This is a genomic window from Occultella glacieicola, from assembly GCF_004353825.1.
GTDB lineage: Bacteria > Actinomycetota > Actinomycetes > Actinomycetales > Beutenbergiaceae > Occultella > Occultella glacieicola.
Genome location: NZ_SMNA01000006.1, coordinates 162,393 through 189,279, shown reverse-complemented (window position 1 = coordinate 189,279; position 26,887 = coordinate 162,393). Strand labels below are relative to the sequence as shown.

Sequence of the window (26,887 nt, the reverse complement as noted above, 5' to 3'; positions counted from 1 at the left end):
GGAGGTGGGCTCGCGACCGGGCGTGGCTCCGCGATCACCTACGCTGGCGGATGGCCACAGCCATGCGCCGCTGGGCCTTCGCCACCGCACCCCCGACCTTCTGGAGACCAGATGTTCCTGCTCGGCCCCGGCCCCGTCCCGACCACCTCGGAGGAGCTCGAACGGCGCCTCGCCGCCGGCCTTCGCGAGCTGATGGGCCTTGCCGCGAACACCCCGATCCAGGTGACCGCGAGCCTCGCCGACCACGGTTCCATCCCGAGCGTGCGGATCGATCTCAGCGGGGTACAGATCCGGACCAGCGGCTCCGCCCGAAATGAGCCGACCTTCACCGATCGTGAGCCGGTGCTGCTCGGGGAACTGCACGTCTCCGGGTCGCCGATCAGCGCCGAGGGGGTCCCGTTGACGGCCGCCGCGCAGGTCCGCAACCTCCCCCTCGCGTGGCGTCACACCACCGACGGCGACCTCTGGCTCTGGCCGGACGAGGAAGCCGGGAGCGAGGTCACCCCGGACGGGCACGCCGAGGCGAGTGCGGTCCTGGCGGACGTGACGGCAGCGTTGAAGGCACGTGGCGCCGCCGCCCTGGTCCGTCGCGGCTTCACCCTCAAGGACCTCACCCTGGACGTGCGGGCGACGACCCCGAAGTCCGCGACCCTGCGCGCCGAGGCCACCGTCGGCAAGTCCATCCTGTCCGCCAAGGCGGTCCTGACCGGCGAGGCGTCGTTCGACGAGACCTCCCGGATGACCGTGCGCAACCTCAAGCTGACCAGCGGGAACCCGCTGGTGGCGGCGCTCCTGACGGTCGCGAAGCGCTACACCGACGAGTGGGACGGGCGCACGGTCGACCTGGCCCAGTACGCGTTCGCGGGGGCCAGGGTGCGCGACGTCTCAATCAGCACCGAGGCCGGTGTGGTGCGGGTGACGGCGAGCGCCGGAGCCTGATCACGAACGGCCGGGCCCCATTTGGCCCGGCCGTTCGTGCCGGAGCCGTCCGTCAGTGCACCGCTACCGGGGTCTCGTGCTCCGGCGCCGCGGCCTCCTCCGGCTCGTCCGGTCGGCGGACGAACAGCGCCGCGACGATCACCACCAGGGACAGCACCGCACCGCAAGTGAATGCGGTCCGGGTCCCGACGGCGGTCGCGTGCACCTCGGTGGCTCCGCCGTCGAGGGCGTTCACCTGGCTCACGGTCATCAGCACCACGAACAGGGCCGTGCCGGCCGCGCCGGCGAACTGCTGCAGGGTGCCGAGCACCGCGCTGCCGTGCGAGTACAGGCTCGGGCGGAGCGAGCCGAGGGCGGTGGTGAACAACGGCGTGAACATCAGGCCGAGGCCCAGGCTGAGCACGACGTGCCCGGCCAGCACCTGGAGCGCGGGGGAGTGCTCTGTGAGCAGGGTCATCGACCAGAGCGCCCCGGAGACGATCACCGCGCCCGGGACGACCAGCGGTCGCGGCCCAAACCGGTCGTACAGTCGACCGACGACCGGCCCGAGGAGCCCCATCGCCAGCCCACCAGGCAGGAGCATCAGTCCGATGGTGACCGTCTCGAGCCGAAGGACGTTCTGCAGGTAAAGGGGCAGCAGGATGATCGTGCCGAACAGCGACATCATCAGGAGCACCATCAGGGTCAGGGACACCGAGTAGCTGCGTGAGGTGAAGACCCGCAGGTCGAGCAGCGCCCGATCCTCACGCTGCAGCCGCAGCTGGCGCAGCACGAAGAGGACCAGGGCCAGGGCACCGCCACCAATGGGGATCGCGAGCGGGACCGGCGGTGTCTCTCGGGCGGCTTCACCGAGTCCGCTGAGCCCGTAGATCAGGCCGCCGAACGCCAGCCCGGACAGGATCACCGAGGCCAGGTCGAGCGGCACCCGCTTCGGGGTGGACACGTTCGGCACCCGGAGGGCGCCGAGCACGAGCGCGCCGATCGCGATCGGGAGGACGAGCCAGAACAGCCACTTCCACGGCAGCACCGACAGCACCAGTCCGGAGATCGCGGGGCCGACCGCCGGGGCGACGGCCATCACGATCGAGACGTTGCCCATGGTACGCCCGCGTAGGGTCGCGGGCACCACGGTCATCAGGGTGGTCATCAGGAGCGGCATCATCATCGCGGTGCCGCTGGCCTGGACCACGCGCCCGACGATGAGGAGCCCGAACGTCGGGGAGACGGCAGCGATCAAGGTGCCGGCACTGAACAGGGTCATCGCAGCGAGGAAGATCGGGCGGGTGTTGAAACGCTGCAGCAGGTAGCCGGTGATCGGGATGACCACGGCCATCGTGAGCAGGAACGACGTCGAGAGCCACTGACCGGTCGAGGCCTCGATGTGCAGGTCCGACATGATGTTCGGGATCGCCACCGACATGATCGTCTCGTTCAGGATGACCACGAACGAGGAGACCAGGAGCAGTGTGATGACCAGCCGGGTGGACGGCTCGAGCCGCTCCGGGACGCCGGCCGGCGCGGCGGCGTAGGGGCTGGGGGTGGTTCCAGGCATGCGGGAGTCCAGTTCGGTAGTGCGGCGGGGCGGTGTGTCGAGTCTGAGTCAGCAACACGGGCGAGGGAAAGAACATTTCCGGTCGGGGATGCAAGAATTCGGGCATCGGAGGGAGGACCGATGCCGGCCGCGACTGATCCCGACCAGGGTGCGCTGCGCGCTCAGGCGTACGAACTGTACGGCCTCCTGCCCGGCGACTTCACCGGTGCCCGGAACGCGGCCGCCGCGACGCTGAGGTCGGAGGGCGACCCCGAGCAGAGCAAGCGCGTGAAGGCGCTCCGCAAGCCCGGGACGGCCGCCTGGGCGGTGAACACGATGGTCCGGCGGATGGATGAGCGGCTCGGGCAGTTGTTCGATCTCGGTGCCGAACTGCGGGAGGCCCAGGAGGACCTGGACGGCGCCCAGCTCCGTGCCCTCTCGACGGGGCGGCGGCGGCTCGTCGGAGCGGTGGTCCAGGAGGGCCGGTCCCTGTGCCGCTCGCTGGGCCAGCCGGTCAGCGAGGCCGTGGCCACCCAGGTGGAGGCGACCCTGCAAGCGGCGATGGCGGACCCGGATGCGGAGGGGGCCGTCCTGAGCGGCCTGCTGGTCGAGCCGCTCCAGGTGATCGGGATGGGTCCGGTGGACCTGACCGGCGCCGTGGCCATCGAAGGGGCCGTCGGGAGCCGGCCGGGCACGAAGCATCGCAGCGCGCCCCTGGCGGCCGTCGTGGAACCAGCCGAGACGCCGGATCAGGCCGCGGCCCGCCTGCTCGCCGAGGCCAGGGAGGAGGCCGCGGAGGCGGACCGGCAGCAGCGCCGCGCCACGGAGGTTCAGGCCAGGGCGAGCAAGCGGGCGGACACGCTGCAGGCCCAGTCGCTGCGGGTGCGTTCCCAGGTCGAGGAACTGCGGCGGCAGGCGTTCGAGTTGGAGCACGAGCTCGATCAGGTCGAGCGGGCCCTGGCGACCGCTGAGTCCGACCGTGCCGAAGCCGAGGCGGCCCGCGAGCGCGCGGACAGCGGTGCCGAACGGGCGCGCGCCGAGGTGGTCCGGCTGGAGGGCAAGCGCCGCAGGTGAGGGACCGTGCCGGGCAGATGTCCCCGGCCCTCGGCGGAAGGCGCGAAGGATCGCGGGCTACGGTGGGTTCCACCCGCCGGCGGGTTCGGCGGCACCCGAGTGGACGGAGCGCAGCATGGGGATCATCGAACGGCTGTTCGGGCGCGCCGACGCCGACCCGGACCAGTCGCCGGAGCGAAGCCCGATGGCGGCCGGCGGGCGCCAGTGGACCGTTCCGCAGTTCCGCAGTTCCGAGAATCCCGAGAGCCGGCTCACCGACCCGCAGTTCCAACGTCCCGGCACCCCTCAGCACAGCGCCATCGGAAGCGCCGAGGAGCGGCGCGCCATCGAGCGGTACGAGTACCTGTTGCGCACCGCGCCCCCGGACCAGATCGAGCAGGCCCACGCCGAGGCGTTCGCGCAGCTGACGCAGGCGCAGCGGCTGGAGGTGCGGGATCGACTGTTCGGCGCGGCCGCGCCCGCCGACCGGCCCGAGGACGATTCGCCGGAGACCCTCGCCCGCGCCGCGACCCGCACCGAGGCGCGCCGCCCCGGCGTGCTCCGGCGGGTCTTCGACGATCGGGGCGCCGGCTCCTCGCTGCTGAGCTCGATCGCCGGCGCGTACGTCGGCACAGCACTCGCGCAGGCCATGTTCGGCGTAGTGCTCGACGGCGGAGCACCGGCGGACTCCGGCGGTGCGGTCGGTCAGGGGCTCGGGCTTGTTGGCGTGGGCGAAGCCGGTGTGGCGCGGGACGGCTTCGGCGGCAGCCCGGCGAACACCGGCCCCGCGGAGGACGGGACCGAACCGGCCGACGACCACGACCCGGTGGGCGGGCCGGAGCACGACTTCGACGGCGGCCTCGACCTGGGCGGATCCTGAGCCGGATGCCCGTCCCGTGGGACGCCACCCGGCCCTATGATCGTCGTCGTGGCACCGCAGGCCCCTCCGCACGCACGACCCGACCCTCGTGATGATGCCCTCAACGCCGCCCTCGACACGTTCATGGCCGTGCGGCCCAGGCTGTTCGGCATCGCTTACCGGATGCTCGGAAGCGCCAGTGAGGCGGAGGACATCGTCCAGGAGGCCTGGGTGCGCTGGCAGCGCTATGACCGGGACACCGTGGAGAACCCGGCGGCGTTCCTGGCCACCACGACGACGCGCCTGGCGCTCAACTCGGTGACATCGGCCCGCGCCCGGCGCGAGTCCTACATCGGGCCGTGGATGCCCGAGCCGGTAGATACCAGTGCCGACCCGGCCCTCGGTGCCGAGCGGGGCGAGGCGCTCGAGTTCGCGATTCTGATGCTGATGGAGCGGCTGACCCCGATGGAGCGCGCCGCGTACGTGCTCCGGCAGGCCTTCGACTACCCCTACGAGACCATCGCGTCCATCCTCGAGCAGACCCAGGCGAACGTGCGCCAGCTGGTCAGCAGGGCCCGCAAGCACCTCGCCGAACAGCGACGGGATCGGGTGGACGCCGACGAGCAGCGGCGGCTCCTGGCGGCGTTCCTCGCGGCGGCCCAGGCCGGGGAGATGGCCGCGTTGGAGGACCTCTTCGCGGCCGACGTGGTCAGCACCACCGACGGCAACGGCGTCAAGAACGCCGCCCGCAGACTCGTCGTCGGCCGCGAGCGGGTGGCGAAGTTCATCGCCGCGTTCGCCCACCACTTCTGGACCGGCACCGACCAGGAATGGGTGGAGGCCAACGGCGAGCCGGCGATCCTGGTGCGTCGTGGCGACGAGCCGCTGGTCCTCGTCTCCGTCACCGCCGGCGAGGACGGCGTCGAGCAGATCCGCTGGATGATGGCCCCGGCCAAGCTCGAGCGGATCGCCCGGACCGACTGACCGGGACCGGCCGAACCGGGGCACTGTGGCGCACGTCACGGCCCACACCGCACCACGGCCGTCACGCCGGTGGACGCTACCGGGTCATAGGTAGTGACACCCCGGGAGCGGCGGGCGAACGGCGCCGGCCGGCGAGGGTGTGGGAGGCGCGAGGAACAGATGCGCAGAATCGTGATCGTCGGCGGCGGCTACGCGGGCTTCTACGCCGCGTGGACCCTGGAGCGCACGCTACGTCCGGGCGAAGCGGAGTTGACCGTGATCGACCCGCGGCCGTACATGACGTACCAGCCGTTCCTGCCCGAGGTCGCGGCCGGCTCCATCGAGCCCCGGCACGCGGTGATCTCGGTCCGCAAGCGGCTGCACCGCACGAGGGTGATCGCCGGCAGCGTGACCCGGGTCGACCACGCCACCAGGACCGTCCGGGTACACCCGGCCGCCGGGCCGGACCTGGACGTCGGCTACGACGTCATCGCGATCACGGCCGGCGCCGTGACCAGGACGTTCCCGATCCCGGGCCTGGCCGAGCACGCGATCGGGCTCAAGCACGTCGAGGAGGCCATCGCGATCCGGGACCGGTTGCTGGTCGCCTTCGACCAGGCGTCCGTGCTGCCACCCGGACCGGAGCGCCGGGCCCTGCTGACCGTCGTGTTCGTCGGGGCCGGCCTCGCCGGCGTGGAGGGGTTCGGCGAACTGCTGTCCCTGTCCACGGCGTTGCTGGCCGACTACCCCGAGCTCACGCGCGCGGACCTGGACTTCCGACTCGTCGAGGCGCAGGGTCGGATCCTGCCCGAGTTCAAGGCGGCCACGGCGGCGAAGGTGGCGCAGAGTCTGCGCGACCGCGGCGCCACGCTGCACCTGAACGCGCAGCTGACCTCCGCCGTCGACTCCCGCGTGGAACTGAGCGATGGCACCGCCTTCGACGCGAACCTGATCGTGTGGACCGCCGGCAACGGTGCGAATCCGGTCGTGGCGAACCACACGGACCTTCCCGTGGACGCGCGCGGCCGGCTCGTCGTCGGCGCGGACCTGCGCGTTCGGACCCCCGACGGCCCCGTCCCGGACGCCTGGGCCGCCGGGGACGCCGCCGCGGTGCCGGACCTGGCCGTCGACCGGGCCGACGCCTACACGGTGCCGAACGCTCAGCACGCGGTCCGGCAGGGCCGGCGGCTCGGCCGCAACATCGCCGCCGTCCTGCGTGGCCGTGCCCCGAAGGACTACGCGCACCACAGCCTCGGTGTGATCGCCACGCTCGGCATCGGGCGCGGCGTGTTCCAGTCCGGTCCGATCACGCTCACCGGCTGGCCGGCGTGGCTGGTCCACCGCGGCTACCACGTGCTGGCCGTGCCCACCTGGCACCGCAAGGTCCAGGTGCTCGCGATCTGGGCGAGCGCACACGTGTTCGGCCGGGACATCGTCTCGCTGCAGTCCGCGATGAACCCACGGGCCGCGTTCGTCGGTGCCGGCGACGCGGGCAGCGACCCCTCCCGCAGGCCGTCGGCCGGAGTCGACAGGGTCACCGACGCCGTCGCGGCCCGTGCCGACGCGGACGGCAAGTCGAGGCAAGGAGTGGCCGCCTGAGCCCACCGCGGTGAGACTGGCGGGACGGGCAGACCCCGGCCCGCCAGTCCTCGCTCCGGAAAGGCCACGCCGCCATGCCAGCAGTCAGCCAACCCACCCTCGGTTCCCGCTCGGGCCGGGTCCTCGACGTCGACGGTCTCCGGTTCAAGGACCTCAACGGCAACGGCCGTCTGGACCCGTACGAGGACTGGCGGCTGCCGGTGGCCGAGCGGGTCGCCGACCTGGTCGGGCGGATGTCCACCGAGGAGAAGGTCGGCCTGATGCTGATCACGTCCCACCACATGGGCGCCTCGAGGATCATCGATGACCCGGAGCAGGGCATCCTGAACACCCACGAGAAGTGGTCCGAGACGAACTTCTGGGCGGCCGAGTCGTCCTCCACCTACCGGTTCGACCCGCCCGTCCTGGACTACGCCGGTTCGCACCGGGCGATCACCGAACTGGGGCTGCGGTATCTGATCATCCGGGACAACCCCACGTCATTCGACCTCGCCACCTGGGTGAACGCCCTCCAGGAACTCGCCGAGGGCACCCCGCTGGGGATCCCCGTGGTGATGGTCTCGAACCCGCGCAACCACGTCTCCGACACCAAGCTGTTCGGGATAGCCGAGGCCAGCGACCAGATGTCGAACTGGCCGGGCGAGCTGGGCCTGGCAGCGACGGGCGACGCCGAACTGGTGGAGGAGTTCGGGCGGCTGGCCGCCACGCAGTGGCGCGCCGCCGGGATCACCAAGGGCTACCAGTACATGGCGGACATCGTCACCGAGCCCCGCTGGTCCCGGGCGGCCGGCACGTTCGGGGAGGACCCAGATCTGGCCGCCAGGCTGATCGCCGCCGTCACCCGCGGCTTCCAGGGCGCCGAACTCGGCTCGGACTCGGTGTCGATGACCACGAAGCACTTCCCCGGTGGCGGGCCGCGGGACAAGGGTCACGACCCACACTTCGAGCACGGCCGGTTCCAGCCGTACCCGACCGAGGGCAGCCTGTACCGCTACCACCTGCCGGTGTTCCGGGCCGCCATCGAGGCCGGCACGACGTCGATCATGCCGTACTACGCGAAGACGACGAACGCCATGTCGGCGCCGCAACTGCACGACGGCCGAACGTTCGAGGAGGTCGGGTTCGCCTACGACAAGTACCTGATCACCGACGTGCTGCGCGGTGAACTGGGCTTCACCGGCTACGTGAACTCCGATACCGGGATCTCCACCGGCATGCCGTGGGGGGTGGAGTCGCTGACCCGCCCGGAGCGGTTCGCCAAGGCGATCGATGCGGGGGTGAACACGTTCGCCGGCGACGGGAACCCGCAGCCGCTCCTGGACGCCGTCGCCCAGGGCCTGGTCAGCACGGACCAGCTCGACCACAACGTGACCTACCTGCTCGACGAGATGTTCCGGCTCGGCCTGTTCGAGAACCCGTATGTCGACCCGGACCGGGCCCAGGCCCTTGCCGAGGACCGCGAGATCCAGGCCCTCGCCGACTCCGCGCACCGCCGCTCGCTGGTGCTGCTGCGCAATGACCGCGGCGTGCTGCCGCTGACGCCCGACGGCGGCGCACCGGCCCGCCTGTACGTCGAGTTGTTCACCGGGACCGACCGCGACGCGGAGCAGGCACGCGTGCGCGCGGAGGTGGCCGCCTCGATCGGGTCCGGCGTCACCGTCGTGGACTCCCTCGTGGAGGCCACGCACGCACTCGCGCTGGTGCGTCCGGCGATGTCGCTGCTCAGCGACAAGCCGGACACCGAGCTCTCGATCGCCCTGGACGCCGCGACCGGTGTTGACGCCGACCGCGTCCTCGAGATCGAGGCGACGGTGCCGACCGTGCTGGCCGTCTCGTTCGCCAACCCGTGGCTGCTGGACACTCTCGCACCTGGCGCGGCCGCCGTGGTCGGGGCGTTCGGGGTCCTCACCGACGCCCTCAGCGACCTGCTCACCGGTGCGGTGTCGCCGTCCGGGAGGCTCCCGTACTCGATCCCGGCGAGCCGGGAGAAGGTCCTCGGGAAGGCCTCCGACATCCCCGGGGCGGACGAGCCGACCGGGTACGCCTACACCGACGCCACCGGCGCGGAGTACGTGTTCGGGTACGGGCGCACCTCGTTCTGACGACGGACCCGGCCGACGCCGATCCCACCCGGCTGTCACAGCCCGGGGTGCTGTCCGGTCCTAGTGGACGACCGGGTGGGACAGCCTGCCTGGCGGACCCAGGAAGGCTCTGATCATGAAGATCGTCGTCATCGGCGGCACCGGACTCATCGGCTCACAGGTCGTCACCCGGCTGGCCGAGCACGGGCACGAGGCCGTACCGGCCGCCCCGAACACCGGTGTCAACACCATCACCGGGGAGGGGGTGGCGCAGGCACTCGCCGGGGCGGACGTGGTGGTCGATGTCTCGAACTCGCCCTCGTTCGCCGACCAGGACGTGCTGGACTTCTTCACCACTTCCACGAACACCCTCGTCGCCGCCGCGAAGGAGGCCGGGGTCGGTCATTACGTGGCGCTCTCGGTCGTGGGCGCCGACGAGCTGCCGGACAGCGGCTACCTGCGTGCGAAGGTCGCGCAGGAGTGCCTCATCGAGGACTCCGGGCTGCCCTACTCGATCATCCGGGCCACCCAGTTCTTCGAGTTCCTGGCCCGGATCACCGACGAGGCCACCGACGGCAACGAGGTCCGCCTGCCCACCGCGTACTTCCAGCCGATGGCGGCAGCCGACGTGGCCGCGGTGGTCGCCCGGACCGCCGCGAACGCACCCCTGAACGGGCGGCACGAGGTCGGCGGTCCGGAGCGGTTCCGGATGGCGGATCTGGTCCGCGGCGCCCTGGCCGCGAAGGACGACCCCCGCGACGTGATCGACGACCCGGGGGCGCGGTACTTCGGCACGACTCTCGGCGAGACCTCCCTGGCGGCGACCGCGGAGGACGCCGAGCTCGCGCCCACCCACCTGGCGGACTGGTCGGCGGCCCGAGCCGCGGTCTAGCGCCGGCCGCGGGCAGCGCCCGGGCGTGGTCTCAGGCCTCGGAGCGACCTCGCTCCGAGGCCGAGGTCGGTCCCTGGTCGGTGACCGCGCCGGGGGCATCCTGCCCCGGCCGCGCCGAGGCGTCGACGATCCGGATGAAGACCATGATCCAGGCGAAGATGACCACGAACGCCGTCAGCTCGAACGCGGTGAACACGATCCTGCCGAGGAAGAAGGCCACCGCGGCCCCGATCAGCACCGCGACCATCACGGCGGTCACCCCGAAGAACTGCCCGGGCAGGCCACGCAGCAGGATCGGTGAGCCGAGCAGGAGCACCCCGAACGCCAGCACCAGGCCCCACGCGAACACGTTGTGCAGCGACTCGTTCACGGGGATCGAGACGATGCCCACACAGGACAGCATCAGCCCCATCACCACGAACGCCGCCGCGACGACCCGGGGCGCGAAGTCGTACACGAGCACGCCCGCGCGGTGCAGCGCCTGGAGGTTGCGATGAAGGGAGAGCGCGAAGCTCGTCACGAGCAACCCGGCGATCGCCAGGGTCATGTTGAACAGGCCGCTCGAGCCGTCCCCGAAGCTGCCGAGCTGGCTGAAGTGGTACTCCCACCAGCGGGGATCCTGCGCGGTCGCCATCGACGTGAACGTGCCGATCGCCAGGAAGGCCACGAGCAGGCTCGCGAGCCGCACGGTGGAGGTGGACTGGACCGACAGGTACACCCAGTAGGCGACCAGGCCGGCGGCGAGCGCGACGGCACCGGACGCCAGGAACGGGTCGAGCGCGAGCCCACGGAAACTCTGCTGCAGCAGTGCGAACGCCCCGAGGGTGAGCAGCCCACCGAGCGCGGTGTGCACCAGGACCACGCCGAGCACGTCGAGGGCCTTCAGCCACGGGCGCAGGGAGCGCCGCCACTGGCGGCCGGGCAGGCTCCAGGAGCGCAGATAGCCGACGCCCCCCGCGACCGCGGCGACCACCAGGGTCACGGCCAGCGCGACCAGCCCGATCGAGGACTCGCCCCAGAGGGGCGTCGCGCTGCCACGGAACACGATCAGCCCCACGCCCGCCGCGAGCACGGCGGCGGTGGCCGCCGCGACCAACGCCTCCGTCTCGCCACGCACGTAGCGTTCGTGGTCCGGAACGGCTCCCGACGGCGTCGGCTCGCTCGTGGTGGGGACCGGCGGCCCGGTGGTCGGCGTGCGTCCGGTGCCCGACGGCCGCGGCTCGGCGGGCGAGGTCCGTGGGGACTTCGCGGTGCTCACGCGTGCATCATGTCAAAGGGACCGATGCCCCGTCCGCTCGGTCGGGTCTCAGGCCCGCCGGAGTTCGACGAGGACCTCGTAGTGATCGGTCTGCGGGAACATGTCGAGCACTCGAGCCCGGCGCGGAAGCAACGAGGGCATCGCGGCCAGGTCCCGCGCGAGCGACTCGGCGCGACAGCTCGAGTACAGGACGCTGCGAACCTCCGAGGACTCCAGCCAGCCCGCCAATTCGGGCCCGATGCCCCGGCGCGGCGGGTTCACGATCACCAGGTCCGGTGCCTGCGCCGCAGCCGGGCCGGCGAGTCCGGCAGGGTGCCCGCCGACCGCGAACGCGCCGGCATCACCGACCTCGAACCGCACCCCGGACAGTCCCAGCTCGGTGGCGCTGCGCCGTGCGCCGTCGATCGCCTCCGCCGACGTCTCCACGCCCAGTACCGAGCGGCCCGGACCGGCCGCGTGCAGCGCGAAACCGCCGACGCCGCAGTAGAGGTCCCAGACCGTCGCCGGTGCGATCTCGTCGAGCCACTGTGTGGCCTGGCGGTACAGCGCGGCGGCCACGACCGTGTTCGTCTGGAAGAAGCTACGGGGGCGCAGGTGCAGCACGGTCCGGTTGACGACCATCGGCAGGGTATCCCGGTCGGTCAGGATGATCTCCTCGGCGCCCTCGAGGACCGCCTTGTGCTCGGGGTGGATGTTCGCCGAGAGCACCGCGAGCGACGGCAGCTGCTCCCGGAGCCAGCCGAGCCCGGCGCGGATGCGCCCGAGCACCTCAGCGGTCCGGACGACGAACCGGACCATGAGTTCGCCGTCGGGCGAGACGGTGACGATCACGTACTTCAGCTGACCTCGCCGCCCGGGCACGTCGTACGGCTCGAGCCCGGCGCGGGTGATGAACGCGGCCAGCGGCGCGAACGTCGCGGACAGCTCGGGTGGGTAGAGGCCACAGTCGGACAGGTCCACCCCGTGCCCGGCGCGGTCCAGAATGCCGAGGGTCGGCGCCGCCACGTTCCCGCCGACCACCATCTTCGCCTTGTTCCGGAACCCGGACTCGGGGCTGGTGACGGGCTCGGACCAGGCCATCGGGAAGTCGGCGAGGACCTCCTGGCAGTGCGCCTGTTTGCCAGCGAGCTGGGTGGCGTAGGCGTGTCCCATCAGGGTGCACGAACGGCACCGGCCGGCGTCGAAGTAGGAGCACTGCATCAGAAGGTCAAGCCTACGGCCGGCCGGCCCGGCCTAGGCGAGCCCGCCGACGTACACCCCCGTGGCGCGCAGTTCGGCGATCCCGGGCAGACCCGGCGGCGCGCCGGCCAGGTCCACCCCGGTCAGCGCCGGGAGCGTGGTCAACGCGGTCACGTCGGTGAGCGGGTTCTCGCCCAGCCACAGCTCGGACAGCACCGGGAACGCCGGCACCGAGGACAGGTCCGTGATCCGGTTCCCGGAGAGCTCCAGGGTCCACAACTGCGGGAGCGGCCCGAGCGGGCCGAGGTCGGCGACGTCGTTCCCGGCGAGGTCCAGGCTGGTGAGATAGGGGTGTTCGGCGAGCGGCGCGACGTCGGTGATCGCGTTGTCGCCGAGGTCCACCTCGTTCAGGTTCCCCATCGACGCGAGCGGGCGGAGGTCGCTGATTCCGGTACCGCGCAGTCCGAGGTAGGCGAGGGTAGCCTGCCCGGCCAGGGGCGTGAGGTCGACCACCCGGGTGCCGCTCGCGCCGAGGTTCGTCAGGGTCGCCATCCCCTGGAGCGGGGTGAGGTCGCTGACCGGGTTGTCGGTGATCACGACGCCCCAGAGGTCCAGTCCGGTCAGCGGGGTCAGGTCGGTGACCGTGTTTCCGGTGAGATCGAGGCTGGACAGCTCCCTGAGACGGTCCAGACCGGTGAGATCGACGATCGCCGCCACGGATGTGTCGGGGCCGGTCCCGGGCCCCGGGCACTCCAGGGAGAGCACGTCGGTGAGGTCGGCGTCGCTGACCTGCGCCGCGGGGGTGCTCGCCCCGACGGCGTCCGCCACGCAGGCGGCCAACGCCGGATCGGGGAAGACCTCGGCGAGCACGTGCCGCTCGCCCCGCTCGACCCAGAGCGCCACGGCACCACCGGCCACGAGGATGAGGGCGAGCCCTGCCGCGACCGGGCGGGCGTGCGGGTGGGGCCGTGGTTCGGCCCAGCGGCCCGGGTCGCGGGCGCCGGCCACCCACGGCACGCCGAGCGCGAGCACCCCGGCCACGGCGAGCGGGACCGCGACGGCGATACCGCCGCCGTCGACGAGCAGAGGCGTCCCGGCGCGGACCCGCCAGACGGAGGCGGCGGTCAGGGAGGCGGCGAACCACAGGGACGTCAGCGCGAGGACCCCCGCGGCGGCGCGGATCCAGGCACGCCGCCGGCGGGCCAGACCGACCGCGGCGACCACCCAGGCCGCACCGACCCCGACCAGCCCGAGGGGCGCCGTCGCCGTGGCCGCCCGGGCCAGGATCCGCCAGTCGATGGTCGCCAGCCGCAAGGCGAGGAAGCCGTCGGTCGACGCGACCAGCAGCCCGCCCCCGGCGAGCAGGACACCGGCCGCCACGAGCGCGGACACCGCCGCACCCGGCGCTCGAGGCCGCCGCGTGGTCCCTGCCGCCGCGGCGACCAGCACCGGAGAGGCACCCGCCAGAGCGATCAGCAGCACCAACGGCAACGGCAACGGGGTCCCGGAGGCGAGGCGAACCAGGCAAAGGACGACGGCGACGGCGGCGACCAGCCCGGCCGCCACCCACCAGACGGACTTCAGGGGCACGCCGACACGCTAGCCGTTCGGGGTGGACGAGGTGTGTGCGACCGCCCTGCGGTCCGCCCGGCCGCTGGGCCGAGAGTTCGACGTCTGTTCGGACGTTCGTCCCGTGGCGCCGCGGGCGACGGCTGGGACACTGGCACAGGGACGACCCACGGCGTGAGGGGAGCATCATGGAGGCGGTAGGGCCGAGTCAGGATGCCAGGGATGTCAAGGACCGGACCACCGGCGATCCGGGTCCACCGACGTCGGGGCCGGACCCGACGATCACCGACGCCGCGCAGGTAGCCGCGGATCTTGGCGTGGATCCCGACGCCGGGCTGGGCACGGCCGAGGCCGCCCGCCGGCTGGTGACCGACGGCCCCAACGAACTGCGGTCGGCGCCGCCGGTCCCGCTGTGGCGCAAGATCCTGGCCCAGTTCCAGGACCCGCTGATCTACCTGCTGCTGGTCGCGGTGGTGATCTCCCTGGCCGCGTGGACGGTGGAGGGCGGGCACGGACTTCCGATCGACGCCATCGTGATCACCGCGGTGGTTCTGCTGAACGCGGTGCTCGGGTTCGTCCAGGAGAACAAGGCCGAGAACGCCGTCGCGGCGCTGGCCCGGATGACCGCCGCGTCGTCGACCGTGCTCCGGGATGGCGAGCTGCGCGCCGTGCCCGCGAGCGAACTGGTCCGTGGTGACATCCTCGTGCTCGGTGAGGGCGATGCCGTCGGCGCCGACGCCCGGCTGCTCCGGACGAGCGCCCTGCGGGTCGCGGAGGCGTCGCTGACCGGGGAGAGCGAGGCGGTCCTGAAGGACGCCGCCGCCCTCGACGAGCCCGCGCCGCTCGGCGATCGTCTCAACATGGTGTTCAAGGGCACCGCCATCGCCCAGGGGACCGGCCGAGCCGTGGTCACCGGGACGGCGATGGGCACGGAGATGGGCTCCATCGCCGAGATGCTCGACGCGACGGTCGAGGAGGCCAGCCCGCTCGAGAAGGATCTGGCCGGCGTCTCCCGTCTGCTCGGCATCACCGTCATCGTCATCGCGGTCGTGGTCATGGTGGTCACCGCACTTGTGAACCAGGTCAGCACCCCCACCGAGTTCGTGACCGTGCTCCTGCTCGGAGTCTCCCTGGCGGTCGCCGCCGTGCCCGAAGGCCTGCCCGCGATCCTGTCGGTGGTGCTGGCCATCGGGGTCCAGCGGATGGCCCGTCAGAACGCCGTCGTGAAGCGGCTGCACTCGGTCGAGACGCTCGGGTCCGCTTCGGTGATCGCCTCGGACAAGACCGGCACGCTCACGAAGAACGAGATGACCATCGAGCGGGTCGTCACCGCCTCGGGCCGGGTCGAACTCACCGGCGTCGGCTACGTGCCCGACGGCGAGGCGCTCACCGGGGGGCTGCCGGTCACCGACGCCGCGCTGCTCCACGAGGCGCGGATGGTGCTCGGTGGCGGGTCGCTGGCGAACGACGCCCAGTTGCGCGAGACCGACGGCACCTGGCAGATCCACGGCGACCCCACCGAGGCCGCGTTCCTCGTGGCGGCCCACAAGCTCCCGGGCACCAGGGAGGTGATCGCCGAGTTCCGGCGTGAGGCCGAGGTGCCCTTCACGTCCGAACGCAAACGGATGAGCACCCAGCACTTCCGGCCCTCCGAGGACGCCCACGGCATCGTCACCAAGGGGGCACCGGACGTACTCCTGGGACTGTGCGACCGGGTCCAGGTGGGCACGGAGGTCATCGAGCTCACGGCGCAGCGCCGGGCCCAGGCCCTGGCCGACGTCGAGGAGCTCTCGGCAGCCGCCCTGCGCACGCTCGGCGTCGCCTACCGCAGGTTCGACGAGCTGGATGACGATGTCCTGGACGAGAGCGACGAACGGGACCTGATCTACCTCGGGGTCGTGGGCATCATCGACCCGCCCCGTCCCGAGGCGGCGGTCGCGGTGGCCGAGGCCCACCGTGCCGGCATCAGGACGATCATGATCACCGGCGACCACCCGAGCACGGCAGCGCGGATCGCCCAGGACCTCGGCATCGTGGGCGAGGGCGCGCGGGCCGTCACCGGTACCGAACTGGACGGGCTCGACGGGGGCGGACTGCGGGACGTCGTCCGTGAGGTCAGCGTGTACGCGCGCGTCGCCCCGAAGAACAAGAACGACATCGTGGACGCGCTCCAGGCCGACGGTCAGGTCGTCGCCATGACCGGTGACGGCGTCAACGACGCACCGGCCCTGAAGTCCGCGGACATCGGCGTCGCCATGGGCATCACCGGGACGGAGGTCACCAAGGAGGCGAGCAAGATGATCCTCGCTGACGACAACTTCGCCACGATCGTCTCCGCGGTGCGACAGGGCCGGATCATCTTCGAGAACATCAAGAAGTTCCTGCGCTACCTGCTCTCCTCGAACATGGGCGAGGTCGCCACCGTGTTCCTCGGGGTGGTGTTCGCGGGGGCCATCGGCCTCACGGACGCCTCGTCCGACGCCGTCGTGGTGCCGCTGCTCGCGACCCAGATCCTGTGGATCAACCTGGTCACGGACTCCGGGCCGGCCCTGGCGATGGGCGTGGATCCCGAGGTGGACGACGTCATGGCCCGGCGACCCCGGCCGCTCAGCGAGCGGATCATCGACCGGCGGATGTGGCTCGGCATCCTCAGCATCGGGCTCGTGATGGGACTGATCACCCTGCTCACGATCGACATCTTCCTGCCCGGGGGGCTGGTCGCCGGAAGCGACTCCCTCGAGGTGGCGCGGACGGCGGGGTTCACCACCCTGGTGCTCGCCCAGTTGTTCAACGCGTTCAACTCGCGGTCGGAGACCACGAGTGCGTTCTCGCGTCCGTTCTCGAATCGGTGGCTCTGGGGGGCGATCATCCTGGGGCTCGTGCTGCAGTTCGCGATCGTCGAGGTCCCGTTCCTGCAGATCGCGTTCGGCACCGCGTCGCTCGACCTGGCGCACTGGCTGGTCTGCCTCGCGATGGCGTCCGCCGTCCTCTGGTTCGACGAGGTGCGCAAGCTGGTGCTGCGGGGCCGGGACGCTCGCGCCGCCTGACGGCCGGCCGCCGCCAGGCGGCGCGGGTGGCTGGCAGACTGCAGGACGTGCCCACCGACCCGATCGCCCGGCTGCTGGCCGCACCCCCGGACTACCCGGTCGTGGCCGGACTGCCCGAGGTGGTCGCCGCAGCCCTCGGCCGAGGCGTCGCCGTGGTGCAGGCGCCGCCCGGCACCGGGAAGACGACGTTGGTCCCGCCGGCGCTGGCCGCCGAGCTTCCCGGCCGGATCGTGGTCACCCAGCCCCGCCGGATCGCCGCCCGTGCTGCCGCACGGCGCCTCGCCGGGCTCCTCGGCGAAGGGGTCGGGCGCACCGTCGGCTACAGCGTCCGGGGTGAGCGCCGGGTCGCCCCGGGCACCCGCATCGAGTTCGTCACCACCGGCCTGCTGCTGCGCCGCCTGCAGGCCGACCCGGACCTGCCGGGCGTCGGCGCCGTGATCCTGGACGAGGTCCACGAACGCCAGCTCGACGCCGACCTGACCCTGGCGTTGTGCGTCGACGTCCGCGCGAACCTGCGCGAGGACCTCCCCGTGCTGGCGATGTCCGCGACCGTCGCCGCCGAGCGCACGGCGCAGGTGCTCGGGGCCGGCGACGCCGCACCGGTCGTCACCGTACCCGGCACGCTGCACCCCGTGGTCGAGCACTGGCACCCACCGCCCACCCGGGTGGCCCGCACCGACGAGCGGGGCGTCACCCGGGCCTACCTCGAACACGTCGCCACGACCACCCGCGAGGCCCTGGCGAACGACGACGGCGACGTGCTGGTGTTCCTGCCCGGCGCCTACGAGGTCGACGCCGTGTGCCGGTCCCTGACGTCCGCCGTCGGAGCCGACGTCGACATCCGCCCGCTGCACGGACGCCTGCCCGCGCAGCAGCAGGACCTCGCGCTCACGCCGGGCCCGCGGCGCCGGGTCGTGGTGTCGACGGCGGTGGCCGAGTCCTCGCTGACGGTTCCCGGCGTTCGGGTCGTCGTCGACGCCGGCTTCGCGCGGCGGCCACGGACCGACCACCGCCGCGGGCTCGCCGGTCTGGTGACCACCTGGGCCAGCCGGGCGGAGACCGAGCAGCGGGCGGGCCGGGCTGGGCGGGAGGGTCCCGGAGCCGTGCACCGATGCTGGTCGCAGGGCGACCATGCCCGTCTCGACGCCCACCCGGTACCGGAGATCGAGACGTCCGACCTGACCGCGTTCGCCCTCGAACTCGCGTGCTGGGGCAGCCCCGACGGCGCCGGACTGGCACTCCTGGACCCACCACCGCCGACCGCGCTGGCGGCCGCGCGGAAGACGCTCTCCGGTCTCGGCGCGTTGGACCCCGACGGGGCGCTGACCGGCCGCGGGCGAGCCATCGCCGCCGTCGGTGCCGACCCGCGCCTGGCCCGGGCCCTGCTCGACGCGTCGCCGGCGGTCGGGACCCGGCGGGCGGCCGAGGTGGTGGCTCTCCTCGGCGAGGACATCAGGGCCCCGGGTGGCGATCTGGTCGCGGCCCTGCGGTCGGTGCGCCGCGGCGGACCGGGGACCCGCGCCTGGCAGGACCAGGCGGGTCGGTTCGCCCGTCAGGCGGGCGACACCGGCGGGCACGCGGGCCGCGGCGATCTCGCCCTCGGGGACGACCTCGCGGTCGGGCTGGTCGTGGCGCTGGCCCATCCGGACCGGATCGCGCGCAGGCGCACGGCCTCGGGCGCCTACCTGATGGCGTCCGGCACCGGGGCGAGCCTCCCCGAGGGCGCACTGGCCGGTCTCGAATGGCTGGCCGTGGCGGACGCGGACCGGGCGCCGGGCCGTCGGGACGCCACCATCCGCTCCGCGGCGCCGCTGGACGCCGACCTGGCCCGGCTCGCAGCCCCGGCGCTGCTGGCGTCGGGGGAGCGGGTGATCTGGGAGCGCGGCCGGGTGGTCGCCCGCAGGGGTGAGTGGCTCGGCGCGATCGAACTCTCCTCGGCCACGCTGCCCGACCCGCCACCCGATCTCGTGCGCGCCGCCGTCCAGGAGGGCATCGCCGCCGATGGGATCGGCGCGCTGCGCTGGACGGACGCGGGCCGGAGCCTGCGCGCCCGGCTGGCGTTCCTGCACGTCGCCCTCGGCGAACCCTGGCCGGATGTCGGCGACCAGGCGCTGCTCGAGAGTCTTGACCGCTGGCTCGGACCCGATCTGGACCGGGTCCGGGGCACCGCCGGGCTGTCCCGGATCGACACCCTCGCCGCCCTGCGCCGACTTCTCCCGTGGCCGGAGGCGACCCACCTGGAGGAGTGGGCGCCGGAGCGGGTCCGGGTCCCGAGCGGCTCCTCGATCCGGGTCGACTACTCGGCCGAGCGGCCGGTCGTCGCGGTCAAGCTGCAGGAGACGTTCGGCTGGCACCCGCCCCGCCTGGCCCGCGGCCGGAGCGGGCTGGTGGTGCAGCTGCTCTCACCGGCCGGACGCCCGGCGGCCGTCACCGGTGACCTGGAGTCCTTCTGGGAGACGGGCTACCCGCAGGTGCGCGCGGACCTGCGGGGCCGCTACCCCAAGCACGCCTGGCCCGAGGACCCACGCACCGCGACCGCGCATCGCGGCACCGCGCGCAGAGCCTGAGCACGCGCCCCCAGGGGAGCCCGTCCACGATCCGGACGGATCGGGGGTGCGCCGTCACGCGGCCGTCGGCCGCCCTAGCCTCGGTGCCGTGGATCCGGATGTGCTGTTTCGCGCGAGCGCCGTCGTCGCGCTGTTGGGGCTGACCAGCTTCGCCTGGTGGTTCGCGACCCGCCGGCGCGGCGAGCTGCGCCCGGTCCGCACCCGCCGGTCGACCAGCGCCGGCCGCCGCGAACCGGCGCCACCGACCCTCGACCGGGTCCGTACGGCGGTCGCCGTCACCGCCGGAGCCCGGGCCACGGTGGTGCAGATCTCCGCGGAGTACTGCAGCCCCTGCCGCCGCAGCGCAGCGCTCTGGACCGACCTGGTGGCCACGGACCCCGCCCTGGCGTTCGTCGAGGTGGACGGCGGCCAGCACCTCGACCTGACCCGTGAGTTCGGCGTGCTCAGCACACCCACGTCGTTGCTGTTCGACACCGACGGGACACTCGTCGGGCGGATCGGCGGCGCACCCACGCGCGTCCAGGCCACCCAGGCGCTGGCGCACTCGGCCAACACGATCGGCTTGACCCGCCCGAACAACTCGACCGACCCGAACAACTCGGCCGGTTCGGCCGGCACAGACAACTCGACCACGACCGACCGGATCGGAGCCGAACGATGACCGCACCCGACGCGACCGGGAGGGCCGCAGGCATCGACCCGCGCGGCCCCCGGTTCGGAGCGGCGCTGACCGCCGCCCTGCTGATCGCCACCATCCTGGCCGGGGACTCGCCGGCCGGTCTCGTGCTGCTCGCGCTCGTCGTGGCCTCGTTCGCGCTCGGCGTCGCCCGTGGGGTCCAGGGCACCTGGCAGGGGACGCTCTACGCGGCGCTCATCCGGCCTCGCCTGAGCCCGCCGACGGAGCGGGAGGATCCGGCGCCGCCTCGTTTCGCGCAGTTCGTCGGCCTCATCATCACCGGCGTCGGTCTCGTTCTCGGCCTCGCCGGCGTGACCTGGGCGGTGACCGTGTTCGCGGCCGTGGCGTTGGTGGCCGCGTTCCTGAACGCCGCCTTCGGCCTGTGCCTGGGCTGCCAGCTCTACCTGATCGGTCGGCGACTGGTGCCGAGCCGTGCCGCCTGAGGGCCGGGACCACCGAGCCCGGTGCCACGACGGGTCTCGTCGGGGCGACGCGGGCCACGCCCGTCCCGGACCCCGGCCGGAGCGACGTCACCGCCTCATGCGGGCTGGAGCACCCCCTCGAGCGTGTGCCAGGCACGCACGTCCAGGTCCTCGAACGCACCGTTGACCATCTTGCGCATGTTGGACTGCAACCGGTCCGACCCGTGCGCGAGCGCGCGCACATGGTGCTCGTGGGTGTTCACCGCCTGCACCACCGCATGGGCACTGCCGCGCCAGGGTGCGGCCCGTTCGTCGTTGCGGTAGAGATCGTCCAGTTCGCTGCGACGCCGCTCGGCAGCAGCCTTGCGGGCACCGCTGAGCTCACCACCGGTGCGCGGGTCGGTGCCCGGCACCCAGGCGTCCAGGAACATGGCCCACTGGGCGTCGGAGACCGGAACGGCGCACAGGCGAGCCACCTCCGCGGCGAACGCGTCCGCAGTCGTGTAGACCACCTCGAGCGCCTGCCGGGCGGAGAGCAGCCCCAGCTTCTCGTACCGGGAGTGCCGGATCTTCGTCTGCGGTCCGCGTTCGGCGAGGGCGATGTTGCGGGTGTTGTCGCACACGACGTCGGTCACGGTGCGCTTGTAGGTCGTGGCGAGCGTCCCGTCGAGCGTGGTGGTGGCGAGCAGGTTCGGACGGAACTCGACGCCTTCCGGCGTCCGCAGCGAGTCCGGCACGGACACCTCCACCCATGCGACGGCACCATCGCGCAGCACTCCGGCGGAGGCGATCGACAGGTCGTCGTCGAGGATGTGCTGGACGTTCTCGAGCAGCCACTCGCCGTACTGGTGCGGCACGTAGTCCGCGGAGAAGACCCCGAACACCGTCCCGTCGGGGTCCTCCTCCCGGACGATCGCGCGGCGCCGCGGGTCGACGACCCACCGCACCGGGTTGCCATCGGCGTCGCGGTGGGTGGCGTCGTCCTCGGTGGCGGGGCGCTCCACCGCGACCGGCCGAGCGGCGGCCCGCCAGTTGAACAGGCGCTCCCGGACGTCCGCGACCGGGATGGCACCGGGATAGTGGTTCGGTCGCTCGCCCTGCAGTTCGGACTTGTAGTGCCACGCCCGTCCGCGCCTGTCGGTGTGGCCGATCAGGGTCTGGGTGTTCAGGGTGGCCAGGGACTCCTTGGTCATGATGTGCCTCCTTCGGCTTCGAAGTCCCAGGTAACCCCCGACCTCAGACACCTCGCCGGCGGCCTGTGGACAACCCCGTCGGGGCGGCCAGGAGCCGCTCGAACCGGCGGACCGGCGCCCAGCCGCTGGACTCCCCGAAGTCGGTGATCCCGCGCTCGGTGAAGCCTTGGTCGAGGTAGTACCGGCGCAGCCTCGGGTTGGAGGCCACGCAGTCCAGCCGGGCGGCCGGGAGCCGGTGGGAGGCGCTCAGTTCGCAGAACCACTCGAGGATCCGCCCACCGAGGCCCCGCCCGGCCGCGGACCGCGTGACCATCAGCCCGTGCAGGTACCCGGCGGACCCCTCCGCACCGAGATCCGGTCCCCAGGTGTGCTCGTCGCGGGTCAGCACCCTCGCGGTCGCGATCAGCTGCGTGCCGTGCCGCATCAGGTACCACTCGCCGGCCGCCACCTGGCGTTCGACGACGAACGCGCTGACCTCACCGACGCGCCACTGGGTGATGCCGATCGACTCCTGCCAGTGGGCGAGCCGGTCGCGCAGGCCGATGATGTCGGCGGCGTCCGCGGAGTCCCGGGCGAGCGTCATCTCCTCGTGCGCGCCGGTGCCGCTAGCGGTCGTGGTCGTCCTCCGCGCCGTCGTCCCGGCCGTCGGCACCCGGGGGGTCGTCGGGCTCGGACCGGGCGGAGTACCACGACGATCCCGGTGAGGGTGAGGGCGGGTAGTGGGTGCCGACCCCGTGCGCCGGGGTGGGTTCGCGCGCGTAGTCGGGCGGTCGGTAGGCGGGGTCGGCCAGGGTGTGGTCGGGCGCGTCCGCCTCCGGGTTCACGGGGTAGGGACTGCTCGCGTAGTCCCCCCACGGCGACGTTCCCGGAGCACGATGCTCCTCCGGCCGGGCGCTCGAGGCGTCGCCGCTGTTCGCGGAGGGGGCCCGATGCACGCCCGACGGCGGAGGGCTGGCCGGGTAGGCAGTGCCGGGTTCGTTCTCGGTCGCCTCGGCGGCGGCCCGGTCGCCGGCGCGGCCGTCGGGTCGGTGATCGCGGTCGGTCACTGTGCTACCTCCGAGGCGGGACGACGACGGCCTGACCAGCGTGGGACGTCGCCGCCAGCGAGTCAAGCAACGGCCGACCCGGGCGGCCCGGGCGACCCGGACGACCCGGACGACTCCGAGCGGCGACGCCGTCCCACCGGGTCACCTCCGCCGTCGGGCGTTCCACCAGGCCGCCGCGAACGGCCACGCGAACGCGATCGCCGCACACATCACGATGCTGCCGCCCCAGCCGAGGCCCAGCCGGCGGGCCACGACGTTCAGCACGATGATGATCACCACCGTGACGATCATCTGGCGCATGCCCAGGTGCCAGAGCGTGCGTGAGCGAGCCATCCGTGGCGGAGCAGCCTCGCGCGGGGGACCGGGGTTCGTCACGCGTCGTCACTCCTCGCCGCATCGGCCACCTCTTCCTCGGGGCGGGGTGGGATGGTCTCGTCAGCCTCGAGGAGATGGATCTCGTGGGCGCCGGGCGGGGCGTCATCGCCCCCCGGTGGGGTGACCGACATGGTGTCCTCCTTCGGATCGCGGGTCGGAGTCCGGCTGCTCAGCTCAGGTGCGGAATGACGTCGCGCTCGAACAACTCGATCCCGGAACGATCGTAGGCGGCCTCAGGGAAGTAGAAGATCCCGTAGGCGAGGCCGGCGGCCTTCATGGCCATGAGCCGTTCGACGATCTGCTCCGGGGTGCCCACGGCGAGCGAGCCGTTGTTGCGGTAACCGCCGATCATGTTCTCGGTCCGTTCGGCGCCGAGGTGGGGCAGGGCGCGCTCGGCCAGGACCCGCAACCGCTCCTCGACCTCGGCCTGGGTGCGCCCGATCGCGACGTTGTAGTCGGCGGTGCGGGTGATCGCACCGAAGTCGGTGCCGACCTCGGAACAGTGCTGGGCCAGGATCCGGCTCTTGTGCGCGAAGCCGTCCGGGCTGCCGTCGAAGTTGGTGTGGGTGGCGTACTTCGCGGCGATCCGCAGGGTCACCTTCTCGCCGCCGCCGGCGATCCAGAGGGGCGGTCCGCCGTCCTGCAGGGGGAGAGGGCGCACGATCGCACCGTCCACCTGGTAGTGCGTGCCGTCGAGGGTGGCCACGCCCTCGGTCCAGGCCTGCCGCATGATCTGGACGCCCTCGTCAAGCATCCCCAGGCGGATCCCGGGGCGCGGGAAGCCATGCCCGTAGGCGCGCCACTCATGTTCGTACCAGCCGCCGCCGATGCCCATCTGGGCGCGACCGCCGGAGATCACGTCGACCGTGGCCGCGACCTTCGCGAGGTGTGCGGGGTTGCGGTAGGCCATGCAGGTACACATCTGGCCGAGCTTGACCCGCGACGTGCTCGCGGCGAACGCCGCCATCAGCGTCCAGGCCTCGTGGGTGGCCTCCTCACTGGGGATCGGGGTGGTGTGGTAGTGGTCGTAGACCCAGATCGAGTCCCAGGGACCCTGGTCGGCGTGCTGGGCCAGTCCGTTCATCACGGCCCAGTGCTCGCTCGGGTCGATACCGGTCAGGTCGAAGCGCCAACCCTGGGGAATGAAGAGTCCGAATCTCATGTGCTCAAACTACGGCGTCGGCGGCGTTGCGCGCGCACGCGGATCGCGACCACCACCAGCAGCACGATGAAGACGACCACGAGCACGGGGACCAGGATCGCGAAGATCGTCAGCGCCACGGACGAGACGTCCTCGACCGTGGAGGCGACCGGCGCGCCCACCCCCGCCGTCGACAGGTTCACGACCGACCGGGCTCCGGCCTTCGCCACGTGCGTGGTCAGCGCCAGGACCAGGCCGACGACGAAGCCGATCACGGCCTCGCTCGTGAAGAAGGACTCCGGATCCGTCACGGCAGGGGTCACCGAGCCCGAGCCGGCCGCGAACACGATGCCGCCCGCGGTCGGCCGGACGAAGGTCTGGAGCACATCGTTGACGTGATCGACGGCCGGGAGCTTGTCCGCGACGACCTCGACGACCAGGAGCACGCCGAGGATCACCAGGACCCAGTCGTTAGCCAGCCAGGCCCAGGCGGGAGGAAGGATCAGGAGATCGGTGAAGCGGGCCAGCAGGCCCATCACGAGCAGCGGGATGTAGGCGTTCAGGCCGGCGGCGAACGCCAGCCCGCTCCCGGTGAGCACCTCAAGCACGGATCAGGCTCCCGGCACGGAACCGCGGGCGCGCAACTGCTGCTCGACCCGGTCGATCTTCCCGGTCAGCTCGCCGGTGTGACCCGGTCGGATGTCCGCCTTCATCACCAGCGAGATCCGGTTGCCGTGGGCGGCGACCGCCTCGGTGGCGCGTCGGACGACGTCGAACACCTCGTCCCACTCACCCTCGACCGTGGTGAACATGGCGTCGGTGCGGTGGGGCAGTCCGGAGTCGCGGACCACCGCGACGGCGTCGGCGACGGCGGTGGTGACGGACTCCCCGGAACCGAGCGGTGCGACGGAGAAGGCGAGCAGCATGGCTGAAGTCTCCCACCGGTGCGGTCGGGCGCGAGTGGGACGGGCCGGGGATCGACTAATCTCGTCAGGGTGAGCACAGGTCCCGAGGACGCCCAGCAGGCGGACACCGATCGGGTCCTCACCGTGCCGAACGTCATCTCGTTGATCCGGCTGCTCCTGGTTCCGGTGGTCGGCTACCTGATCCTCACCGGTGAGTACGTCCCGGCGTTCGTGGTGCTCGTCGTCGCGGGCGTCAGCGACTGGCTCGACGGCGTGATCGCCCGCCGGTTCCACCAGACCTCCAAACTCGGCAAGCTGCTGGACCCGATGGCGGACCGGCTGTTCATCTTCGTCACGCTCGTCGGCCTGTGCGTCCAGGGCGTGGTGCCGTGGTGGCTGCTGATCGCCACCGCCACCAAGGACCTCCTGGTCACCGCATGTCTGCCGTTCATGTTCCGGCGCGGCTACCCGGGCTTCCCGGTCCACGTCGCGGGCAAATCCGGCACGTTCGCCCTGATGTACGCGTTCCCGCTGTTGCTGCTCGCGCAGGTGCCCGGCGTCGTGGGTGAGGTCGCCTTCGTGCTCGGCTGGGCCAGCGCGATCTGGGGCGTGTTCCTGTACTGGTGCGCCGGTGCGATCTATCTCCACCAGTTCTGGCAGGTCATGACCGGTGCCGTGGACCGGGGCTCGGTCCCACCGAACCCGTCGGTGGCGGCGTGAGCGCTCCGGGCGGAAGCGGCGCAAGGGCTCCCGGGCGACGCCCGGACGCCTCGATGACCCTGCTCAACGAGGTCACCGAGCGTCCGCTCGACCCGGGCTACGCGGCCGCCGCGGCGGCCCGGGCCGCAGGTACCGGGCCCCGGCACGGGCCGGTGTCACGCGTGCTGGTGCTGTTGGCCGCCGCCGTGCTCGGGCTCGGCGGGGTATGGGCCACGAAGGCGCTACGGGCGCCGGCCCCCTCGGGGGAGAGTGCCCGCGCGGTCCTGATCGAGCAGATCCGGGAGCGCATCGCGACCTCTGAGGAACTGACCGCCCAGAACGACGGCGTGCGCGCCGAGATCAACGACCTCCAGGTCGCGGCGCTCGGGTCGGGGAACGCCCAGGTGCTCGACGAGTCGGCCGCCCTCGCGGTCCCGGCCGGGAGCACGGCGGTGCACGGCCCTGGCGTCGTGGTCACCCTCGAGGACTCCGACCGGGCCCAGAACAACGAACCCGGTACCCAGGAGCAGCGGGTCCAGGACTTCGACCTGCAGGTCGTCGTGAACGGGCTCTGGGCCAGCGGGGCGGAGGCGATCTCGATCAACGGGCACCGGCTGACCGGCGCGACCGCGATCCGCACGGCCGGGGAGGCCATCCTCGTCGATCTGCAGCCGCTGGTGACCCCCTACGTCGTCGAGGCGATCGGCGACCCGCAGGACCTGCGCACCGAGTTCGCCCGGTCGAGTGCCGCGACCCACCTGAGCACGCTGTCGTCGCAGTTCTCGATCCCGTCGTCGGTGGTGCCGGCGGACGACCTGGTGCTGTCCGCCGGCACCACCAGCAATCTGGCGAATGTGACGGAATCGTCATAGACCGCCGGCGCCGTGCGGGTG

The 26,887-nt window shown here is 72.4% G+C and carries 25 protein-coding genes; 13 read left to right on the top strand and 12 right to left on the bottom strand.

From position 1 onward, the window contains the following. The first annotated feature begins 111 nt into the window (after nucleotides 1-111). A complete protein-coding gene (locus EXU48_RS13665) occupies nucleotides 112-939 on the top strand; it encodes a hypothetical protein (protein ID WP_133108218.1) in 828 nt (275 codons plus the stop codon). Nucleotides 940-991: 52 nt separating this feature from the next. Here EXU48_RS13665 and EXU48_RS13660 read toward each other — a convergent pair whose 3' ends face one another. Beyond that, the gene (locus EXU48_RS13660) at nucleotides 992-2,491 is read right to left on the bottom strand and encodes an MDR family MFS transporter (RefSeq protein WP_133108217.1); all 1,500 of its coding nucleotides are present in this window, start codon (nucleotides 2,489-2,491) and stop codon (nucleotides 992-994) included. A 120-nt stretch (nucleotides 2,492-2,611) separates the two neighbouring features. Here EXU48_RS13660 and EXU48_RS13655 point away from each other — a divergent pair, with 120 nt between their 5' ends. From EXU48_RS13655 to EXU48_RS13630, 6 genes are all read left to right on the top strand, one after another. Further along, on the top strand, nucleotides 2,612-3,544 hold the full coding sequence (locus tag EXU48_RS13655) for a hypothetical protein (RefSeq protein WP_133108216.1): 933 nt from the start codon (nucleotides 2,612-2,614) through the stop codon (nucleotides 3,542-3,544). A 115-nt stretch (nucleotides 3,545-3,659) separates the two neighbouring features. Continuing rightward, nucleotides 3,660-4,403, top strand: a complete 744-nt coding sequence (locus tag EXU48_RS13650; RefSeq protein WP_133108215.1) for a hypothetical protein — start codon at nucleotides 3,660-3,662, stop codon at nucleotides 4,401-4,403. A gap of 48 nt (nucleotides 4,404-4,451) precedes the next feature. Next, a complete protein-coding gene (locus tag EXU48_RS13645; RefSeq protein WP_235857018.1) occupies nucleotides 4,452-5,366 on the top strand; it encodes an RNA polymerase sigma-70 factor in 915 nt (304 codons plus the stop codon). Between the two features lie 159 nt (nucleotides 5,367-5,525). After that, nucleotides 5,526-6,944 (top strand): NAD(P)/FAD-dependent oxidoreductase, encoded by a 1,419-nt coding sequence (locus EXU48_RS13640; protein ID WP_133108213.1) that lies wholly within the window; start codon nucleotides 5,526-5,528, stop codon nucleotides 6,942-6,944. Between the two features lie 74 nt (nucleotides 6,945-7,018). Next, the gene (locus EXU48_RS13635; protein WP_133108212.1) at nucleotides 7,019-9,046 is read left to right on the top strand and encodes a glycoside hydrolase family 3 protein; all 2,028 of its coding nucleotides are present in this window, start codon (nucleotides 7,019-7,021) and stop codon (nucleotides 9,044-9,046) included. Nucleotides 9,047-9,161: 115 nt separating this feature from the next. After that, nucleotides 9,162-9,917, top strand: a complete 756-nt coding sequence (locus tag EXU48_RS13630) for an SDR family oxidoreductase (protein WP_133108211.1) — start codon at nucleotides 9,162-9,164, stop codon at nucleotides 9,915-9,917. A gap of 31 nt (nucleotides 9,918-9,948) precedes the next feature. Here EXU48_RS13630 and EXU48_RS13625 read toward each other — a convergent pair whose 3' ends face one another. From EXU48_RS13625 to EXU48_RS13615, 3 genes are read right to left on the bottom strand one after another with little or no spacing between them, the layout of a single operon-like run. Beyond that, nucleotides 9,949-11,175, bottom strand: coding sequence for a hypothetical protein (locus EXU48_RS13625; RefSeq protein ID WP_133108210.1), 1,227 nt, complete (start codon nucleotides 11,173-11,175; stop codon nucleotides 9,949-9,951). 48 nt (nucleotides 11,176-11,223) lie between these two features. Next, nucleotides 11,224-12,375 (bottom strand): 23S rRNA (uracil(747)-C(5))-methyltransferase RlmC, encoded by a 1,152-nt coding sequence (gene rlmC, locus EXU48_RS13620; protein ID WP_133108209.1) that lies wholly within the window; start codon nucleotides 12,373-12,375, stop codon nucleotides 11,224-11,226. A gap of 33 nt (nucleotides 12,376-12,408) precedes the next feature. After that, nucleotides 12,409-13,944, bottom strand: a complete 1,536-nt coding sequence (locus EXU48_RS13615; protein WP_133108208.1) for a leucine-rich repeat domain-containing protein — start codon at nucleotides 13,942-13,944, stop codon at nucleotides 12,409-12,411. Between the two features lie 167 nt (nucleotides 13,945-14,111). Between EXU48_RS13615 and EXU48_RS13610 the strand changes: the two genes are divergently transcribed. The 4 genes from EXU48_RS13610 to EXU48_RS13595 all read left to right on the top strand — a co-directional run bounded on the left by EXU48_RS13610 (nucleotide 14,112) and on the right by EXU48_RS13595 (nucleotide 20,656). Next, on the top strand, nucleotides 14,112-16,970 hold the full coding sequence (locus tag EXU48_RS13610; RefSeq protein WP_133108207.1) for a cation-translocating P-type ATPase: 2,859 nt from the start codon (nucleotides 14,112-14,114) through the stop codon (nucleotides 16,968-16,970). A 47-nt stretch (nucleotides 16,971-17,017) separates the two neighbouring features. After that, on the top strand, nucleotides 17,018-19,537 hold the full coding sequence (hrpB, locus tag EXU48_RS13605; protein ID WP_207947731.1) for an ATP-dependent helicase HrpB: 2,520 nt from the start codon (nucleotides 17,018-17,020) through the stop codon (nucleotides 19,535-19,537). Nucleotides 19,538-19,625: 88 nt separating this feature from the next. Further along, a complete protein-coding gene (locus EXU48_RS13600) occupies nucleotides 19,626-20,198 on the top strand; it encodes a thioredoxin family protein (RefSeq protein ID WP_165962811.1) in 573 nt (190 codons plus the stop codon). Then, nucleotides 20,195-20,656: a DUF4395 domain-containing protein gene (locus tag EXU48_RS13595; protein ID WP_133108205.1), complete on the top strand. Its 462-nt coding sequence runs from the start codon at nucleotides 20,195-20,197 to the stop codon at nucleotides 20,654-20,656. The genes EXU48_RS13600 and EXU48_RS13595 overlap by 4 nt, the downstream gene beginning before the upstream one ends. 95 nt (nucleotides 20,657-20,751) lie before the next feature. Here the strand turns inward: EXU48_RS13595 and EXU48_RS13590 are convergent, their stop codons facing one another. From EXU48_RS13590 to EXU48_RS13560, 8 genes are all read right to left on the bottom strand, one after another. Further along, nucleotides 20,752-21,828: a DUF932 domain-containing protein gene (locus EXU48_RS13590; protein ID WP_133108204.1), complete on the bottom strand. Its 1,077-nt coding sequence runs from the start codon at nucleotides 21,826-21,828 to the stop codon at nucleotides 20,752-20,754. A 43-nt stretch (nucleotides 21,829-21,871) separates the two neighbouring features. Continuing rightward, a complete protein-coding gene (locus EXU48_RS13585) occupies nucleotides 21,872-22,411 on the bottom strand; it encodes a GNAT family N-acetyltransferase (RefSeq protein WP_133108203.1) in 540 nt (179 codons plus the stop codon). A 22-nt stretch (nucleotides 22,412-22,433) separates the two neighbouring features. Then, complete coding sequence (locus EXU48_RS13580) at nucleotides 22,434-22,874, bottom strand: hypothetical protein (protein WP_133108202.1); 441 nt, start codon at nucleotides 22,872-22,874, stop codon at nucleotides 22,434-22,436. A 141-nt stretch (nucleotides 22,875-23,015) separates the two neighbouring features. Continuing rightward, nucleotides 23,016-23,207, bottom strand: a complete 192-nt coding sequence (locus EXU48_RS13575) for a hypothetical protein (protein ID WP_133108201.1) — start codon at nucleotides 23,205-23,207, stop codon at nucleotides 23,016-23,018. Between the two features lie 38 nt (nucleotides 23,208-23,245). Further along, nucleotides 23,246-23,380: a hypothetical protein gene (locus EXU48_RS25345; RefSeq protein ID WP_268958171.1), complete on the bottom strand. Its 135-nt coding sequence runs from the start codon at nucleotides 23,378-23,380 to the stop codon at nucleotides 23,246-23,248. 38 nt (nucleotides 23,381-23,418) lie between these two features. Next, nucleotides 23,419-24,411 carry an LLM class F420-dependent oxidoreductase gene (locus tag EXU48_RS13570; RefSeq protein ID WP_133108200.1) on the bottom strand — a complete coding sequence of 331 codons (993 nt, stop codon included), beginning with the start codon at nucleotides 24,409-24,411 and terminating at the stop codon, nucleotides 23,419-23,421. After that, nucleotides 24,408-24,998 (bottom strand): DUF4126 domain-containing protein, encoded by a 591-nt coding sequence (locus EXU48_RS13565; RefSeq protein WP_133108199.1) that lies wholly within the window; start codon nucleotides 24,996-24,998, stop codon nucleotides 24,408-24,410. Before EXU48_RS13565 ends, EXU48_RS13570 begins: the two co-directional genes overlap by 4 nt. Before the next feature lie 3 nt (nucleotides 24,999-25,001). Continuing rightward, nucleotides 25,002-25,316, bottom strand: a complete 315-nt coding sequence (locus tag EXU48_RS13560; RefSeq protein WP_133108198.1) for an MTH1187 family thiamine-binding protein — start codon at nucleotides 25,314-25,316, stop codon at nucleotides 25,002-25,004. 69 nt (nucleotides 25,317-25,385) lie between these two features. On the opposite strand from EXU48_RS13560, the gene EXU48_RS13555 reads away from it, so the two are divergent. Further along, complete coding sequence (locus tag EXU48_RS13555) at nucleotides 25,386-26,015, top strand: CDP-alcohol phosphatidyltransferase family protein (protein ID WP_133108197.1); 630 nt, start codon at nucleotides 25,386-25,388, stop codon at nucleotides 26,013-26,015. 53 nt (nucleotides 26,016-26,068) lie between these two features. Beyond that, nucleotides 26,069-26,866: a DUF881 domain-containing protein gene (locus EXU48_RS13550; RefSeq protein ID WP_133108196.1), complete on the top strand. Its 798-nt coding sequence runs from the start codon at nucleotides 26,069-26,071 to the stop codon at nucleotides 26,864-26,866. Nucleotides 26,867-26,887 lie beyond the last annotated feature (21 nt).

Bases quoted from the DNA above. Each gene is read 5' to 3' on its own strand.
- EXU48_RS13595 (WP_133108205.1), top strand. From the start codon at position 20,195: ATGACCGCACCCGACGCGACCGGGAGGGCCGCAGGCATCGACCCGCGC.
- EXU48_RS13640 (WP_133108213.1), top strand. From the start codon at position 5,526: ATGCGCAGAATCGTGATCGTCGGCGGCGGCTACGCGGGCTTCTACGCC.
- rlmC (WP_133108209.1), bottom strand. From the start codon at position 12,375: ATGCAGTGCTCCTACTTCGACGCCGGCCGGTGCCGTTCGTGCACCCTG.
- EXU48_RS13635 (WP_133108212.1), top strand. From the start codon at position 7,019: ATGCCAGCAGTCAGCCAACCCACCCTCGGTTCCCGCTCGGGCCGGGTC.
- EXU48_RS13590 (WP_133108204.1), bottom strand. From the start codon at position 21,828: ATGACCAAGGAGTCCCTGGCCACCCTGAACACCCAGACCCTGATCGGC.
- EXU48_RS13650 (WP_133108215.1), top strand. From the start codon at position 3,660: ATGGGGATCATCGAACGGCTGTTCGGGCGCGCCGACGCCGACCCGGAC.
- EXU48_RS25345 (WP_268958171.1), bottom strand. From the start codon at position 23,380: ATGTCGGTCACCCCACCGGGGGGCGATGACGCCCCGCCCGGCGCCCAC.
- EXU48_RS13550 (WP_133108196.1), top strand. From the start codon at position 26,069: ATGACCCTGCTCAACGAGGTCACCGAGCGTCCGCTCGACCCGGGCTAC.
- EXU48_RS13575 (WP_133108201.1), bottom strand. From the start codon at position 23,207: ATGGCTCGCTCACGCACGCTCTGGCACCTGGGCATGCGCCAGATGATC.
- EXU48_RS13665 (WP_133108218.1), top strand. From the start codon at position 112: ATGTTCCTGCTCGGCCCCGGCCCCGTCCCGACCACCTCGGAGGAGCTC.
- EXU48_RS13560 (WP_133108198.1), bottom strand. From the start codon at position 25,316: ATGCTGCTCGCCTTCTCCGTCGCACCGCTCGGTTCCGGGGAGTCCGTC.
- EXU48_RS13655 (WP_133108216.1), top strand. From the start codon at position 2,612: ATGCCGGCCGCGACTGATCCCGACCAGGGTGCGCTGCGCGCTCAGGCG.
- EXU48_RS13585 (WP_133108203.1), bottom strand. From the start codon at position 22,411: ATGACGCTCGCCCGGGACTCCGCGGACGCCGCCGACATCATCGGCCTG.
- EXU48_RS13610 (WP_133108207.1), top strand. From the start codon at position 14,112: ATGGAGGCGGTAGGGCCGAGTCAGGATGCCAGGGATGTCAAGGACCGG.
- EXU48_RS13630 (WP_133108211.1), top strand. From the start codon at position 9,162: ATGAAGATCGTCGTCATCGGCGGCACCGGACTCATCGGCTCACAGGTC.
- EXU48_RS13660 (WP_133108217.1), bottom strand. From the start codon at position 2,491: ATGCCTGGAACCACCCCCAGCCCCTACGCCGCCGCGCCGGCCGGCGTC.
- EXU48_RS13570 (WP_133108200.1), bottom strand. From the start codon at position 24,411: ATGAGATTCGGACTCTTCATTCCCCAGGGTTGGCGCTTCGACCTGACC.